The 15791-nt window shown below is 72.9% G+C and carries 13 protein-coding genes and 1 tRNA gene; 11 read left to right on the forward strand and 3 right to left on the reverse strand.

All coding sequences use genetic code 11. The annotated features are described in order from the left end of the window. Positions 1-155: 155 nt before the first annotated feature. Positions 156-239, forward strand: a tRNA-Leu gene (locus HJC40_RS11725). Between the two features lie 21 nt (positions 240-260). Then, positions 261-782, forward strand: coding sequence for a GNAT family N-acetyltransferase (locus HJC40_RS11730; RefSeq protein ID WP_250000915.1), 522 nt, complete (start codon positions 261-263; stop codon positions 780-782). A gap of 159 nt (positions 783-941) precedes the next feature. Here HJC40_RS11730 and HJC40_RS11735 read toward each other — a convergent pair whose 3' ends face one another. Continuing rightward, complete coding sequence (locus tag HJC40_RS11735; RefSeq protein WP_250000916.1) at positions 942-1904, reverse strand: expansin EXLX1 family cellulose-binding protein; 963 nt, start codon at positions 1902-1904, stop codon at positions 942-944. A gap of 103 nt (positions 1905-2007) precedes the next feature. Further along, on the reverse strand, positions 2008-2805 hold the full coding sequence (locus HJC40_RS11740; protein ID WP_250000917.1) for an MOSC domain-containing protein: 798 nt from the start codon (positions 2803-2805) through the stop codon (positions 2008-2010). Positions 2806-3045: 240 nt separating this feature from the next. Here HJC40_RS11740 and HJC40_RS11745 point away from each other — a divergent pair, with 240 nt between their 5' ends. Then, on the forward strand, positions 3046-5229 hold the full coding sequence (locus tag HJC40_RS11745; protein WP_250000918.1) for a heavy metal translocating P-type ATPase: 2184 nt from the start codon (positions 3046-3048) through the stop codon (positions 5227-5229). Positions 5230-5371: 142 nt separating this feature from the next. Here the strand turns inward: HJC40_RS11745 and chrA are convergent, their stop codons facing one another. Further along, a complete protein-coding gene (chrA, locus tag HJC40_RS11750) occupies positions 5372-6580 on the reverse strand; it encodes a chromate efflux transporter (protein WP_250000919.1) in 1209 nt (402 codons plus the stop codon). 89 nt (positions 6581-6669) lie between these two features. Here chrA and HJC40_RS11755 point away from each other — a divergent pair, with 89 nt between their 5' ends. The 8 genes from HJC40_RS11755 to hutH are packed head-to-tail and all read left to right on the forward strand — an operon-like array spanning position 6670 to position 15629. Beyond that, complete coding sequence (locus HJC40_RS11755; protein ID WP_250000920.1) at positions 6670-7440, forward strand: ArsR family transcriptional regulator; 771 nt, start codon at positions 6670-6672, stop codon at positions 7438-7440. Further along, a complete protein-coding gene (locus HJC40_RS11760; protein WP_250000921.1) occupies positions 7437-7832 on the forward strand; it encodes a VOC family protein in 396 nt (131 codons plus the stop codon). Before HJC40_RS11755 ends, HJC40_RS11760 begins: the two co-directional genes overlap by 4 nt. 56 nt (positions 7833-7888) lie before the next feature. Then, positions 7889-8737 carry a MurR/RpiR family transcriptional regulator gene (locus tag HJC40_RS11765; RefSeq protein ID WP_250000922.1) on the forward strand — a complete coding sequence of 283 codons (849 nt, stop codon included), beginning with the start codon at positions 7889-7891 and terminating at the stop codon, positions 8735-8737. Between the two features lie 35 nt (positions 8738-8772). After that, positions 8773-10410 carry a urocanate hydratase gene (gene hutU / locus HJC40_RS11770; protein ID WP_250000923.1) on the forward strand — a complete coding sequence of 546 codons (1638 nt, stop codon included), beginning with the start codon at positions 8773-8775 and terminating at the stop codon, positions 10408-10410. Beyond that, a complete protein-coding gene (locus HJC40_RS11775; protein WP_250000924.1) occupies positions 10407-11582 on the forward strand; it encodes an allantoate amidohydrolase in 1176 nt (391 codons plus the stop codon). Before hutU ends, HJC40_RS11775 begins: the two co-directional genes overlap by 4 nt. After that, the gene (locus HJC40_RS11780; RefSeq protein ID WP_250000925.1) at positions 11579-12940 is read left to right on the forward strand and encodes a formimidoylglutamate deiminase; all 1362 of its coding nucleotides are present in this window, start codon (positions 11579-11581) and stop codon (positions 12938-12940) included. Before HJC40_RS11775 ends, HJC40_RS11780 begins: the two co-directional genes overlap by 4 nt. After that, entirely contained in the window at positions 12937-14088 is a 1152-nt protein-coding gene (gene hutI, locus HJC40_RS11785; RefSeq protein WP_250000926.1) for an imidazolonepropionase, read from the forward strand. The genes HJC40_RS11780 and hutI overlap by 4 nt, the downstream gene beginning before the upstream one ends. Then, positions 14085-15629 carry a histidine ammonia-lyase gene (gene hutH, locus HJC40_RS11790; RefSeq protein WP_250000927.1) on the forward strand — a complete coding sequence of 515 codons (1545 nt, stop codon included), beginning with the start codon at positions 14085-14087 and terminating at the stop codon, positions 15627-15629. The genes hutI and hutH overlap by 4 nt, the downstream gene beginning before the upstream one ends. The last annotated feature ends 162 nt before the right edge of the window (positions 15630-15791 follow it).

Below are 15791 nucleotides of genomic sequence, written 5' to 3' on the forward strand. Positions count from 1 at the left end.
GTACCGGCCGATCTCTACGGCAAGACCCCGAAACGGTCTCCTCAGACCACGGCGGCTGTCACGCGGCATGATCCGCGAGGCGGCCGCCGTGCCGTGTGTTCGGCGGGAAGCGTCTAGAATCTCTGCAACGTGCTCGCCCTCCGGGGCGAAAACGGGCGGGAGTGGCGTAATCGGCAGCCGCGCGGGTTTTAGGTGCCCGTGCCCGAAAGGGCGTGGGGGTTCAAGTCCCCCCTTCCGCACTCGACGTCGATGATGGCGGCATGGCATTGCATTTTGTGGTGGATCCGCCGCTCACCGACGACCTCCGGACCGACATCGTCGCGCTGTGGGTCGAGGTGACCAACGCCGGCGGGGCGGTCGGCTTTGTCGCGCCGGTGACCGCCGCCGATGTCGTGCCGGTGGCCGAGGCCGCGTTCGCGTCGGTCGGGGCCGGCTTCGACCACCTGTTGATCGGGGTCGACGACGGCGAACTCGTGGCATTGCTCTTCGTGGTCAGCAACCGTTTCGCGCTCAAGGAGCATTGGCGGGTGCTGAAGCGTGTCATGGTGGCCCCCGGGCGCCAGGGCCGCGGATACGGCGCGGAGCTGATGCGGGAGGCCGAACGGGTCGTCCGCGGGCTGGGCCTGGAGGCCGTTCAGGTCACCGTGCGGGCCGGGGCCGGTGTCGAGAAGTTCTACGAGGGGCTGGGCTACCGCGAGGTCGGACGGCTGCCCGGCGCGCTTCGGGTCACCCCGGGCGACGACCGCGACGAGATCCACCTCTGGCTGAGCCTCCGGCCCTGACCGGCGGCGCTGCAGCCTGCGACCCCCGACCGGCGGCGCTGCAGCCTCCGACCCCGACCGGCGGCGGCGCTGCCTACCGACCCCAACCGCGGCGGCGCGGCTTACCACCCAGCCGGCAACGGCGGCTCCTCCAACCCTGACCCCGCGGAAGGGCGACTGTCAGGAACAGCGAGGCGCGTCGGCGGCCAGGTTTGCGTCCAACTGAGCGGGCTGGGTGGGCTGGGTGGCGGTCGGCGCCGCCAAAGCGGTCGACTCGGGCGACGGCACGGCCGCGACCGGCGACGTGGAAGTGGTGGGCCTGGGCGTCGCGGAAGTCTTGGCGGACTTCGGCGTGGCCTTGGCCTTGGTGGTGGCCTTCTTGGTCGCCTTGGCCTTCTCGGGCTGGGCCTTGACGCTGCCGGCCAGCCTGGCGGTGGTCTTCTGGGTCTTCCCGACGGCGAGCTTGATGTTGCCGACCGTCACCGCGTTCCCGTACACATCAGTGACTTTGATCTTGAAGGGGCCGCTGCCCACGCCGCTCGGGATGGTCCAGTAGTTGAAGTCCTCGCGAGACGCGCTGCGGAAGCTGCCACTCTTGCCGGCGACCTGCACCGAGGTGAGCCGGTTGGAGTGGTTGTCGATCAGCACGCTGAGCCAGTACTGCGACGAGCCTTCCTTCACCCGTACGGAGAGAGGCCCGGGAACCGCCGCGCCGGGAACCGTCCGATAGGTGATCGGGATGATGCCGTCGGACTGCTTGCCGATCTTCTTGAACGCCGTGAGGCTCAGATCGAGGTGACCGGCCGGGCACTCCGGACAGGAGTCGATGACCTTGACGCGCACCTTGCCCTTGGGCCCGGTGACATCGATGTAGGTGCCGCAGGCCGCGCCCTCGGAGTACTGGTTCTTCTGACCGAGCGCCACGAAGAGGTCGTCGGCGGGCGCGTTCGGGAACGAGCAGTTGCCGAGCGTGCCGTCGAGGGAGAAGTAGGTCGCCTTGCCCTTCGCGGCCGTCGTGGACGGTGGCGCGGCGCAGGCGGAGCCGCTGTTCTGCAGCACGAGCGCCACTCCGAGGACGGCGGCGAGGACACCGGCGCCGCCGAGGGCGAGCCAGCGGGGCGAGAACAGGCGAGATGCGGTCACGGTGTGGGATCCTGCGCTGGTCGTGACGGTGCGGCAACTTTCCTAAGACGCTCCTAAGACTCGGGTGGTGGTCTTCACCCGCTCGCGTCGGCGCCTCGGCCGTTCACCCGACCCCGACCGGGTCACCGACCCGGACGATTCCTGACATATCTGGAATAAGATTAATGGCGAAGAGTAATCCGGTATCAAAGCGCCGCCGCAGGCCGAGCATGCGGAGGGGCTGCCGCCCCTTCTCACCGGTCTCCTGGTCGATCGTGGTGACCAGGCACCGGGAGCACTCCTTGGCCGCCCGGAAGGTCACCTCGCCGATGCGCAGCCGCTGCCCGAGCCAGACGTCCTCGATCCACGGCTCGGCCCCGCCGGTCACCAGGTTGGGCCGGAACCGGGTCATCGGCACCGGATCGTCCCCCGCCTCGACGAGCCAGTCGTTGAGCGCCCCGAGCGACGCCTCGTTGGCCAGCAGAACGGGATAACCGTCGGCGAAGCTCACCCGATCGCCGGGGAGCGCGTCGGTCTCCACCCGGCGGCCGGTGGGGTCGGCCTGCCACACGAGCCGGGCCTCCTGACCGAGGAAGCGACTGCTCCACTCCTGCTCGGCCACGCGGGCGGGCACCGGCTCCTGACCCCGGAACACCTCGACGTACGTCTCGGGACCGTCGACCGGCTCGTCGACCGACAGCGGCGGGAGCCCCGGGGCGCCGAGCTCGAGACCGCCTGGGCGCGGGGCGACGGTGAGCTGAGTCAGAAGCGGTGTTTCCCGCTGAGTGATCCCGACGCCGTCCGGATCGACCATCAGCCACCGGCGGTCGCCGGCCAGGCCCCACGGCTCGACCTCGGCGGCGTCGTGCTCAAGGCGATGACAACCCTTGACCGGGTACGAGTAGAGGGCCGTGATCCGCATCCCCGAAGCCTTGCACGCCCCGGCCGAGCAGGCATCCGAACCCCGTCGGCACTGGCGTACCGGCCGCGATGCGAAGGCGGCCGCGCCGGTCGGGTCGCCGTCTCGGCCACTGCCACGGCGGTGTCGATGCAGCGGGTCGTCCACTCGCGCAAAAAGTGGTCTACGCCATCCCATCTCCGTCGTCACGCCCGTGACTGATACCCCCAGGGGGTATAGAGTTCCGGAGTGGAGGTGGAAGTGATGACCGAGACCCATCAGCACGCACCGGTCGACCAGCACCACGCGCACGGCGATCCTGCGCATGCCGACCACGCACATGGCGACCATGCCGGCCACGCACACGGCGACCACGCCGGTCACGACCCCGAGGTGTTCCGGCGCAAGTTCTGGCTGAGCCTCGCCCTGACCGTCCCGATCGTGGCGACGAGCGAGATGGTGATGGAGTGGTTCGGCTACTCGCTGGACTTCCCCGGCATCGGCTGGGTCGGCCCGGTCCTGGGCACCTTCGTCTTCCTCTACGGCGGCCGGCCGTTCCTCAGCGGCGCGGTCGGCGAGATCCGCACCCGCGCGCCGGGCATGATGCTGCTGATCGCGATGGCCATCACCGTCGCGTACGCCGCCTCGCTGGCCACCAGCCTCGGCCTCTTCGAGCTGGACTTCTGGTGGGAGCTGGCCGCGCTGGTCACGATCATGCTGCTGGGTCACTGGCAGGAGATGAAGGCGATCGGCCAGGCCCAGGGCGCGCTGTCCGCGCTGGCCGCCCTGCTGCCCGACCGGGCCACGCTCCTGAAGGCCGACGGCACGACCACCGACGTACCGGTCTCGGATCTGAAAATCGGCGATCGCGTGCTCGTGCGCTCCGGCGGCCGGGTGCCGGCCGACGGCCGCATCGTCGAGGGCGCGGCCGAGATGGACGAGTCGATGATCACCGGAGAGTCCCGACCGGTTTCCCGTACGCCGGGAGACCGCGTGGTGGCGGGCACGGTGGCCACGGATTCGGCCGTACGAATCGACGTCGACGCCGTGGGCGAGAACACCGCCCTGGCCGGCATCGGCCGCCTGGTCGCGCAGGCGCAGGCCGCCGGCGGACGCGCGCAGGTCCTGGCCGACCGGTTCGCCGCCTGGCTGTTCTACGTGGCCGCGGCGGCGGGCGTGATCACGTTCGTGACGTGGTGGGCGATCGGCGACGTCGACCAGTCCGTCGTCCGCACCGTGACCGTGCTGGTGATCGCCTGCCCGCACGCGCTCGGGCTGGCCATCCCGCTGGTGATCGCGCTGTCCACGGCGCTGTCGGCCCGGGCCGGCATCCTGGTCAAGGACCGGTTGGCGCTCGAGCGGATGCGTACGGTGAACGCGATTCTCTTCGACAAGACCGGCACGCTGACCAAGGGCGCACACACGGTGACCGGCGTCGCCGCCACTGCGGGTCACACCGACGACGAGGTGTTGCGGATCGCGGCCGCCGTCGAGAGCGACAGCGAGCACCCGCTGGCCAAGGCGCTCGTGACGGTGGCCCGGGAGCGACGGCTGACGGCCACCGCGACCGACTTCCGTTCCCTGACCGGCCGAGGGGTCCAGGCCGTGATCGGCGGGCAGACGTACGCCGTCGGCGGCCCGGCCCTGCTCCGTGAGCTGCACGCCTCCGCCGGCGCACCCGCTACCACGCTGGCTTCGACCGAGACCACCACGACCGCGCGGGCTTCGGCCGGGCTGGACGATCGCGGGTCGGCCGTGGACATCCCGGCCGATCTGGTCGCTCCGGCCGAGGAATGGTCCCGCCGGGGCGCCGCTGTGCTGCATCTCGTGCGGCTCGACGACGAGCCGCAGGTGATCGGGGCGTTCGCGCTCGAGGACGAGATCCGTCCCGAGGCACGCGAGGCGATCCGGCAGCTGCGCGCGCAGGGCATCGGGAAGCTGGTGATGATCACCGGCGACGCCCGTCCGGTGGCCGAGGCCGTGGCCGCCGATCTGGGCCTCGACGAGGTCTTCGCCGAGGTGCTGCCGGCCGACAAGGACAAGGCGGTGGCCGACCTGCAACGGCGCGGCCTGACCGTGGCGATGGTCGGCGACGGCGTCAACGACGCGCCCGCCCTGGCCCGCGCCGACGTGGGCCTGGCCATCGGCGCCGGCACCGACGTGGCGATCGAGTCGGCCGGCGTGGTGCTCGCCTCGTCCGACCCGAGGGCCGTGATCAGCGTGATCAAGCTGTCCCGGGCGTCCTACCGCAAGATGATCCAGAACCTGGCCTGGGCGGCCGGCTACAACGTCATCGCCATCCCGCTGGCCGCCGGCGTGCTGGCCTGGACCGGCTTCACGCTGAGCCCGGCCGTCGGCGCCATCATGATGAGCGCGTCCACGATCGTGGTCGCCCTGAACGCCCAGCTCCTGCGGCGGGTGCGCCTCTCCCCCGACGATCAGTTATGACTGATCGGTGAAGCGGCCCGGGCAGCAACAGCCGACCCGCCGAGCTTCGATGCCCGACTGACGCGGGCCGCCCGGCACGGCCATCCCCCAACACGGCGCGGTCGAAGCGACGCGGGCAGCGCCTCGGCCATCGCCCGGCGGGTCAGGCGACCGGCCAGCCCACCAGGGCGGCGATCACGCCGATCGCGCCCGCGCCGAGCAACGCGCTGACGACCCCGCGGTGGGCGGCCAGGAGCCACAACCCCGCCGCGGCGAGCACACCCCATTGCCACAGGTGCTGCAGGGAGAGGGCGAGCGGGATGGCCGAGCCGGCGATGGCGCCGATCACGGCGGGGCCGGCGCCGTTGAAGAAGGCCTGCACCGTCCGGTTGGCTCGCAGCCGGTCGAACCGGGGGCCGCCGAGAATCACGAACACGAACGACGGGGCGAAGGCGACCACGGCCGCGAGCAGGCCGCCGCCCAGCCCCGCGGCGGCGTAGCCGACCACTGCGACGGTCTGCACGACCGGGCCGGGGGTGATCTGGCCGAGCGCGACCGCGTTGAGGAATTGCCCGGCGGTCATCCAGTGGTAGTTGTCCACCGCGTCGGCCTGCATCAACGGGATGATCACGAAGCCGCCGCCGTAGGACAGGGCGCCGACCTTCAACGCGACCCAGGCCAGCGCCGACAGACCCCCGACCGCGGGCGGCGCCAGCGCCAGCACCGGCCAGGACAGCACCGGGCGGCCCGGCCGGGCGCGGAGGTGGCCGCGTACGAGGGCCTCCACGATGCCGGCGGCGACCAGCACCAGCACCAGCCACGGGCCGGTCACCGCGGCCGCCACCGCACCGGCGAGTCCGTAGCCCAGCCATCGGGCCCGCGCCGCGCGCTCCGGCCCGGCCCGTTTCCAGCTCGCCGGGACCAGAGCCCATGCGGCCTGCACCGCGACGGCTGCGACAGCCGCTCCGGCTCCGGCGGCGATGCCCTGCACCCAGCGCGGCGGGTTCCCGGAGAGGAACAGCGCGGCCAGGGCGAGGATCAGCACCAGCCCGGGCACGATGAAGAAGAAGCCGCCGACCAGGGCGCCGGGGGTGCCGCGCAGCCGCCACGCCGTGAAGATCGCCAGCTGGGTCGACGCCGGGCCGGGCAGCAGGTTGGTGACCGCGATGCCGTCCTCGAACTCACCGGCGGAGATCCACCGGCGGCGCTCCACACACAGCTGGCGCAGCAACGCGATGTGCGTCGGTGGGCCGCCGAAGCCGATGCAACCGATCCGGCCCCACTCGCGGGCGATCGTCGTCAAGCCCACCCGGCCGACCGGCGGCCGGTCGTCCCCGGCCGCTGCGCTGTCTCCGTGATCGTCGCCTGCCACTGCGGCGTGCCCCCTGCCTGCCGGTCCGGAGAAGACCGATGCGGTGCCTCACCACGATCGATCAAGCTGTTTTGATGTATCTTCAGGGCATGGGGACGCCGAGTCAAACCGCGCCGCCGTTCGTCCGGCTGGCGGGACACCCGCTGCGCTGGCTGCTGATGGCCGAGCTGGCCCACAGCGACCTGCGGGTCCGCGAGCTGGTCACGCGGCTGGACCAGCCCCAGAACCTGATCTCGTACCACTTGCGCCTGCTCCGCGACGGCGGCCTGGTCACCGCCCGCCGCAGCAGCTTCGACGGCCGGGACAGCTATTACCACCTGGATCTCGACCGGTGCGCCCACGCGCTGGCCGACACCGGGAGCGCCCTGCACCCGGCCCTGCGCCTGGACAACACCACTCCAGTTCCGCCGGCCCGGGCGCGGCGCACGGTGCTTTTCGTGTGCACCGGCAACAGCGCCCGTTCGCCGATCGCCGAGGCTCAACTCCGCCGGCACACCGACGGCCACGTGCGGGTCGTCAGCGCCGGCAGCCGTCCCAAACCGCAGATCCATCCCCAGGCCGTACGCGCATTGCGGGACCGTTTCGGCGTCGACATCGAGGGGCAGCAACCCCGGCATCTCGACACCTTGGCCGGGCACCGGTTCGACTACGTGATCACCCTGTGCGACAAGGCCCGGGAGGTCTGCCCCGACTTCGGCGACCGGGCCGGCCGGCTGCACTGGAGCGTCCCCGACCCGGCCACGACCGGCGACCAGGACTCCTACCCGGCCTTCGTCCGGATCGCGGCCGACATCGACACCCGCGTCCGGCACCTGCTGCCCGTCCTTGCGTCCACCGAGCCCGAGGAGGCTCCGTCATGAGCACGACCGACCAGTACGTCAGCGTCCGCTACCTCGTCGACGATGTCCCGGCCGCCGTCGACTTCTACACCGCCCATCTGGGCTTCCGCCTCAACGCCGACGCCGGGGCGGCCTTCGCCGACGTGGTCCGCGGCTCTCTGCGGCTGCTCCTGTCCGGGCCGGCCAGCTCCGGCGCCCGGGCCACCCCGGACGACGCCACCGTCCCGGGCCGCAACCGCATCCACCTCGTCGTCGACGACCTGGACGCCGAGATCGACCGGCTCCGGGGCGCCGGCCTGCCGTTCCGCAGCGAGGTGGTCGCCGGGCCCGGCGGGCGGCAGATCCTGCTGGCCGACCCGGCCGGCAACCTGATCGAGCTGTTCCAGCCGGCCCGCCCGGCCGCCTCGGCCTGACCCCGGACGGACCACGCCCCTAGCGCTCTGAAAGATTTCATGCATAAGCTGCGCGGGTGAATGACGGAGGGGTCAGGGCGGGTGAGCGGGTGCTCGACCTGTTCGCGGGGGCGCGGCTGACGCCGACCCAGCGGCGGATCGCGCACTGCCTCGTGGAGCACGCGGGCAAGGTCGCCTACCTCTCCGCGGCCGAGGTGGCCGACCTCGCCGGGGTCAGTCAGCCCTCGGTGACCCGCTTCGCCATCGCGCTCGGGCACGAGGGTTACCCGGCCCTGCGGCGGGTGCTGCGGGAGCTGACCGACGGTCCCGGCGGGGACGGCGGCCGCGAGCACAACGCCATGCAGGCGGCGGTGGCGGCCGAGACGGAGCACCTCGGGCGGCTCTGCCAGCAGCTCGAGCGGCTCGACGACGTACGCCGGGGGGCCGACCTGCTGGTGGCGAGCCGGCCGCTGCCGGTGCTCGGGTTGCGGTCGGCGGCGCCGCTGGCCGGGTATTTCGGATACTTCGCGAGCAAGGTCCACCCGGATGTGCGGGTGCTCGACGCCGGTGGGACCTCGCTGGTGGACCGGCTCGATCACGCCCGGGCCGCGGGCGCCGGTGCCATGCTGGCGCTGGTGCTGCCGCGCTATCCGCGGGAGTCGCTCGAGGCGGTCCGGGAGGCCAGGGACATGGGGTACGCGGTGGTCGCGATCACCGACTCGGCGGTGTCGCCGGTCGCCGAGCACGCCGATGTCGTGCTGCCCGCCGCGGTCGGCACGCGGCTGGTGTTCGACCTGCACACGGGGCCGATGGCGATGGCCATGGTGCTGCTGCAGGCGATGTGCGACGCCGACCCCGAGCCGGTGCAGCGGCGGCTGGAGCAGTTCGAGGCCACGGCCGCGCGCCGGCAGATTTTCCAGGCTTGACGAGAACAGGCTTGACGAGAACAGGAAGGGCGACGATGTCGGAGATCAGGGCGGCGCGCGGTTCGGCGTACACCGCCAAGGGCTGGCCGCAGGAGGCCGCCAAGCGGATGCTGATGAACAACCTCGACCCCGACGTGGCCGAGCGCCCGGAAGATCTGGTGGTCTACGGCGGCACCGGGCGGGCCGCGCGGGACTGGCCGTCGTTCCACGCGATCGTGCGCGAGCTCGACGTGCTGGCCGACGACGAGACGCTGCTGGTGCAGTCGGGCCGGCCGGTCGGGGTGTTCCGCACGCACGAGTGGGCGCCGCGGGTGCTGATCGCCAACTCCAACCTCGTCGGGGACTGGGCGACCTGGCCCGAGTTCCGCCGGCTGGAGAACCTGGGCCTGACCATGTACGGCCAGATGACCGCCGGGTCCTGGATCTACATCGGCACGCAGGGGATCCTCCAGGGCACGTACGAGACGTTCGCCGCCGTCGCCGCCAAGCGGTTCAACGGCACCCTGGCCGGCACGCTGACCCTGACCGGCGGCTGCGGTGGCATGGGCGGCGCCCAGCCGCTCGCCGTCACCATGAACGGCGGCGTCTGCCTGGTCGTCGACATCGACGCGAGCCGGCTGCGCCGCCGGGTCGAGACCCGCTACCTCGACGAGATCGCCGACGACCTCGACGACGCCCTGCGCCGGGCCGAACAGGCCAAGCGCGAGAAGCGGGCCGTCTCGATCGGCGTCGTCGGCAACGCCGCCCTGGTGTTCGGCGAGATCCTGACCCGCGGCGTCGAGGTCGACATCGTCACCGACCAGACCAGCGCCCACGACCCGCTCTCGTACGTGCCGGTCGGCGTCGACCTGGCCGACGCCGCCGAGTACGCCCGGGTCAAGCCCGAGGAGTTCACCGACCGGTCCCGGGCCAGCATGGCCAAGCAGGTCGCCGCGATGGTCGGCTTCCTCGACGCCGGGGCCGAGGTGTTCGACTACGGCAACTCGATCCGCGGCGAGGCCAAGCTGGCCGGATACGAGCGCGCCTTCGACTTCCCCGGCTTCGTCCCGGCGTACATCCGGCCGCTCTTCGCCGAGGGCAAGGGACCGTTCCGGTGGGCCGCGCTGTCGGGCGACCCGGCCGACATCGCCGCCACCGACAAGGCAATCCTCGACCTCTTCCCCGAGAACGAGTCGCTGGCCCGCTGGATGAAGATGGCCGAGGAGCGCGTCGCGTTCCAGGGCCTGCCCGCCCGCATCTGCTGGCTCGGCTACGGCGAGCGCGACAAGGCCGGGGTGCGCTTCAACGACATGGTCGCGTCGGGCGAGCTCAAGGCGCCCCTCGTGATCGGCCGTGACCACCTCGACTCCGGCTCGGTCGCGTCGCCGTACCGCGAGACCGAGTCGATGCTCGACGGCTCCGACGCGATCGCCGACTGGCCGCTGCTGAACGCGCTGCTCAACACGGCCAGCGGGGCGAGCTGGGTGTCGATCCACCACGGCGGCGGGGTGGGCATCGGCCGTTCGATCCACGCCGGCCAGGTCTGCGTGGCCGACGGCACGGCGCTGGCCGGGCAGAAGATCGAGCGGGTGCTGACCAACGACCCGGGCACGGGCGTGATGCGCCACGTCGACGCCGGCTACGAGTCGCAGGCCGCCGCGGGCGTGCACCTCCCGATGCGGGACGCCCGGTGAGCGCGACGTTCGCCGAGCTCTGGAACGGGATCGCGCCGATCGGCCGGGTCCGCAACGGCGGCTATCTGCGGTACGCGCTCGAGGAGCCGGAACTGGTGCTGCGCGACTGGTTCCGCAACCAGGCCGCACGCCGCGACATGGCGGTCACCGACGACGGCAACGGCAACCTGTTCGCCTGGTGGGGCGACCAGTGGGGCCACGACGCGGTGCTCACCGGCTCGCACTTCGACTCGGTGCCGCACGGCGGCGGCTTCGACGGCCCGCTCGGCATCGTCAGCGCGTTCCTCGCCGTGGACGAGCTGCGCCGGCAGGGCCACGTGCCGAGCCGGCCGATCGCGGTGGTCGCGTTCGTCGAGGAGGAGGGCGGCCGGTTCGGCGTACCGTGCCTGGGCTCCCGCCTCCTGAGCGGGGCGATCGAGCCGGAGAAGGCGGCGGCGCTCACCGATCGCGACGGCGTCACGTTCGGCGAGGCCCTCGGCGGTACGCCGGCCGGACGGCTGCCCGGGCTGACCGGCCGGATCAACGCGCTGGTCGAGCTGCACATCGAGCAGGGCCGCGCGCTCGACGTGCCGGTCGGGGTGGCCAGCGCGATCTGGCCGCACGGGCGCTGGCGGTTCGAGTTCACCGGCATCGGCGACCACGCGGGCACCACGAGCATGGCCGACCGGCGTGACCCGATGCTGACCTTCGCGTACACGGTGCTGGCGGCCAACAAGGAGGCCCGGCTGGCCGGGGCGCTCGCCACGATGGCCCGCGTCGAGGTCGAGCCCAACGCCACCAACGCGATTCCGTCGCTGGTGCGCGCCTGGCTGGACGCGCGGGCGGCCGAGACCGGCACGCTGGACGGGCTGGTCGACGCCGTGATGAAGCGGGCCCACGACCGGGCCGGGCGCGACGGCACCGAGGTCGACGTGACGCCCGAGTCGTTCAGCGCCGAGGTGACCTTCGAGGAGTCGCTGGCCGGGCGGATCGCCGGGCTGCTGGGCGGGGCGCCGGTCCTGCCCACCGGCGCGGGGCACGACGCCGGCGTGCTGTCGGCGCACGTGCCGACGGCGATGCTGTTCGTGCGCAACCCGACGGGGGTGTCGCATTCGCCGGCCGAGCACGCCGACGAGCAGGACTGTGTGGCCGGCATCGGGGCGCTCGCGAGGGTGCTGGGCGACCTCACATGACCGTCTATTCCGCCTCGTACGCCTGGACGGGCGGCCGCCTCGCCCGAGACGTCCGCATCGAGGTGCACGACGGCGTGATCACCGGCGTGGGGTCCGTCTCCGATCCCACGCCGGCGCCCGACCCGGGCATGTCCACATCGGACGGCGCCGAGGTCAGGCTGCCCGGCCTGGTTCTGCCCGGCCTGGCCAACGCGCACTCCCATGCGTTCCACCGGGCGCTGCGGGGGCGCACCCACGCCGGCGGTGGCAGCTTCTGGACGTGGCGGGAGCTGATGTACGAGGTGGCCGGCCGGCTCGACCCGGACAGCTACTACGCGCTGGCCCGCGGCGTCTACGCCGAGATGGCGCTGGCCGGGATCACGGCGGTCGGCGAGTTCCACTACCTGCATCACGGCCCGGACGGCGTGCCCTACGACGACCCGAACGCGATGGGTCACGCGCTGATCGCCGCCGCGGCCGACGCCGGCATCCGGATCACCTTGCTGGACACGCTGTACCTGACTTCCAGTGTGGACGGTAAGCCGCTCGAGGGCGTCCAGCGCCGCTATGGCGACGGCAGTCTCGACGGCTGGTCGTCGCGCACCGATCTGCTGCGGGACCGGCCGCACGCCCGGATCGGCGCGGCCCTGCATTCGGTGCGGGCCGTCCCGGCCGACGTCATGCCGGCCTTCGCCCGCCGTACCGACGGCCGGCCCGTCCACGTGCACCTCTCCGAGCAGCGCGCCGAGAACGAGCAGTGCCGGGCCGTGCACGGCTGCACGCCCACCGAGTTGCTCGAGGCACATGGCGTCTGGCAGCCCCGGACCGTGGCCGTCCACGCAACCCACCTCACCGATCGCGACATCGACATCCTTGGCGGTCACCAGGTGTGCTTCTGCCCGACCACCGAGCGCGATCTCGCCGACGGCATCGGGCCGGCCCGGCGGCTGGCCGACGCGGGCGCGCGGCTGAGCCTGGGCAGCGACAGCCACGCCGTGATCGACCCGTACGAGGAACTGCGCGGGCTGGAGATGAACGACCGGCTGGCCAGCGAGCAGCGCGGCCGTTTCACCCCGGCCGACCTGATCGCCGCCGCGGCCAACCACGAGTCGATCGGCTGGTCCGACGCCGGGGACATCGCGGTGGGCAAGCGGGCCGATCTCGTCTGTGTGCGGCTCGACAGCGTGCGGACGGCCGGAGCCGACCCGGCCCAGGCCGTCCTCGCGGCGACCGCGGCCGACATCACCCACGTCATCGCCGACGGTCGCGCCATCGTGTCGGACGGACGGCACACCGCGATCGACGCGCCCCGCGCTCTGGCCGACACCATCTCGGCGCTCGGCGCCGGGCGCGTTCTCGAGGAGGGGCGGCGCCCGTGAGCACGCTCATCGACAACATCGGCGAGCTCGTCACCAACGACGAGGGCGAGGGCCTGCTCGGCGTACGGAAGAACGCGGCCGTGGCGGTCGAGGGCGACCGGATCGCCTGGGTCGGCCCGTCCGCGCAGGCCCCGGCGGCCGACCGGCGGATCGACGCCCAGGGCCGGGCCGTGCTGCCGGGCTTCGTGGACAGTCATGCCCACCTGGTCTTCGCCGGCGACCGGGCGGCCGAGTTCGGCGCGCGGATGGCCGGCGAGCCGTACACCGGCGGGGGCATCCGCACCACGGTCGCGGCGACCCGGGCGGCCACCGACGACGACCTGCTGGGCAACGCCGGACGGCTGGTCGCCGAGGCCCGGCGGCAGGGCACCACGACGATCGAGATCAAGAGCGGGTACGGGCTGAGCGTCGCCGAGGAGGCGCGGTCGCTGCGCATCGCCCGGCAGCTGAGCGACGAGACGACGTTCCTCGGCGCGCACGTCGTGCCGGCCGGGAGCGACCCCGACGAGTACGTCGATCTCGTGCGCGGCGCGATGCTGGACGCCTGTGCCCCGTACGCGAAATGGGTCGACGTCTTCTGCGAACGCGGCGCCTTCGACGAGGAGCAGACCCGCGCCATTCTCACGGCCGGCCGGCAGAAGGGCCTGGGCCTGCGCGTGCACGCCAACCAGCTCGCCGAGGGCCCCGGCGTGCGGCTGGCGGTGGAGCTCGGGGCGGCCAGCGCCGACCACTGCACCCATCTGAGCAGCGCGGACGTCGACGCGCTGGCCGGGTCGCCGACCGTCGCGACGCTGCTGCCGGGGGCCGAGTTCTCGACCCGCTCGCCGTACCCCGACGCGCGCCGGCTGATCGACGCCGGTGTCACCGTGGCCCTGGCCACCGACTGCAATCCCGGCTCCTCGTACACGTCGTCGATGCCGTTCTGCATCGCGCTGGCCGTCCGCGACATGCGGATGACCCCGGCCGAGGCCGTGCACGCGGCCACCGCCGGCGGCGCGCGGGCGTTGCGCCGCGACGACCTCGGACGGCTGCGGCCCGGCGCCCGCGCCGACCTGACGGTGCTCGACGCCCCGTCCCACCTGCACCTGGCCTACCGGCCGGGCGTTCCCCTGATCAGCACAGTTCTGCACAACGGAGTGCCCCAATGAGTGCCCCCATCGTCACCGTCCAGCCCACCGGAGTCACCCCGGCCGACGTGCTCGCGGTCGCCCGCGGCGGCGCCCGCGTCGAGATCGCCCCCGAGACCGTCACCGCCATGGCCACGAGCCGGGCGATCGTCGACGGCATCGAGGCCTCCGGCCGTCCCGTGTACGGGGTGTCGACCGGATTCGGCGCGCTGGCCAACACGTCCATCGCCCCGCAACGCCGCGCCGAGCTGCAGCAGGCGCTGATCCGCTCGCACGCCGCGGGGATCGGCGCGCCCATGGACCGCGAGGTCGTCCGGGCCATGATGCTGCTGCGGCTGCGCTCGCTCGCGCTGGGCCGCTCGGGCGTGCGCCCGCTCCTCGCGCAGGGCCTGGCCGACCTGCTCAACCACGACATCACCCCGTGGGTGCCCGAGCACGGCTCGCTGGGCGCCTCGGGCGATCTGGCGCCGCTCGCCCACTGCGCGATCGTGCTGCTCGGCGAGGGCTGGGTGCTGGGCAAGGACGGCGCCCGGACCGCCGCCGCCGAGGCGTTGCACACGGCCGGCCTGCAGCCGCTGGAACTGGCCGCCAAGGAGGGGCTGGCGCTGATCAACGGCACCGACGGCATGCTGGGCATGCTGCTGCTCGCGATCGACGACGCCGCCCACCTGTTCGCGATGGCCGACGTGACCGCGGCGCTGGCGATCGAGGCGATGCTGGGCTCCGAGCGGCCGTTCCTGCCCGAACTGCACGAGATCCGGCCGCACCCGGGCCAGTCGGCCTCGGCCGCGAACATCCTCGACCTCCTCCAGCACTCCTCGATCATGGACTCGCACCGGGACGACCTGGCCCACGCGGTGCAGGACGCGTACTCGATGCGCTGCGCCCCGCAGGTGGCCGGCGCCGCCCGCGACACGCTGGACTTCGTCCGTACGGTGGCCGGGCGCGAGCTCGTCTCCGTGGTCGACAACCCGGTCGTGCTGCCCGACGGCCGCGTCGAGTCGACCGGCAACTTCCACGGCGCGCCGCTGGGCTTCGCCGCCGACTTCCTGGCCATCGCGGCCGCCGAGGTCGGCGCGATCGCCGAACGCCGGGTCGACCGCCTGCTCGACGTGACCCGCAACCGCCAGCTCCCGCCCTTCCTCTCCCCCGACGCGGGCGTCAACTCGGGCCTGATGATCGCCCAGTACACGGCGGCCGGGATCGTCGCCGAGAACCGTCGCCTGGCCGCGCCCGCGTCGGTCGACTCGCTGCCCACGAGCGGCATGCAGGAAGACCACGTCTCGATGGGCTGGGCCGCCACGAAGAAGCTGCGCACGGTGCTCGACAACCTGACCAGCCTGCTCGCCGTCGAGCTCATCTCGGCGGTCCGCGGCCTGCAACTGCGCGAGCCCCTCGTGCCGTCCCCGGCGGGCCGCGCCGCGATCGCCGCCCTCGAACCCGCGGCCGGCCGCCCCGGCCCCGACCTGTTCCTGGCCCCGGCCCTCGAGGCCGCCCGAGCCGTCGTGGCCGGCCGCGACCTGCGAGCCGAGATCGAGAAGGCCGTCGGCCCGCTGCGCTGAGCTCGACGGCTCAGGTCAGCCGCCGCCGGCTCAACCTCTGCCGGCTCAACCTTTGCCGGCTCAGCGTCTGCCGGCTCGGCCTCCGCCGGCTCGGCCCGGCCTCCGTCTCCTTCGGCACGGGGCAGGCTGGGTGGTGGAAGTGGGCTAGCCTGCAAAGCGCTG

This window comes from Actinoplanes sp. M2I2 (assembly GCF_023544445.1).
Lineage (GTDB): Bacteria > Actinomycetota > Actinomycetes > Mycobacteriales > Micromonosporaceae > Actinoplanes.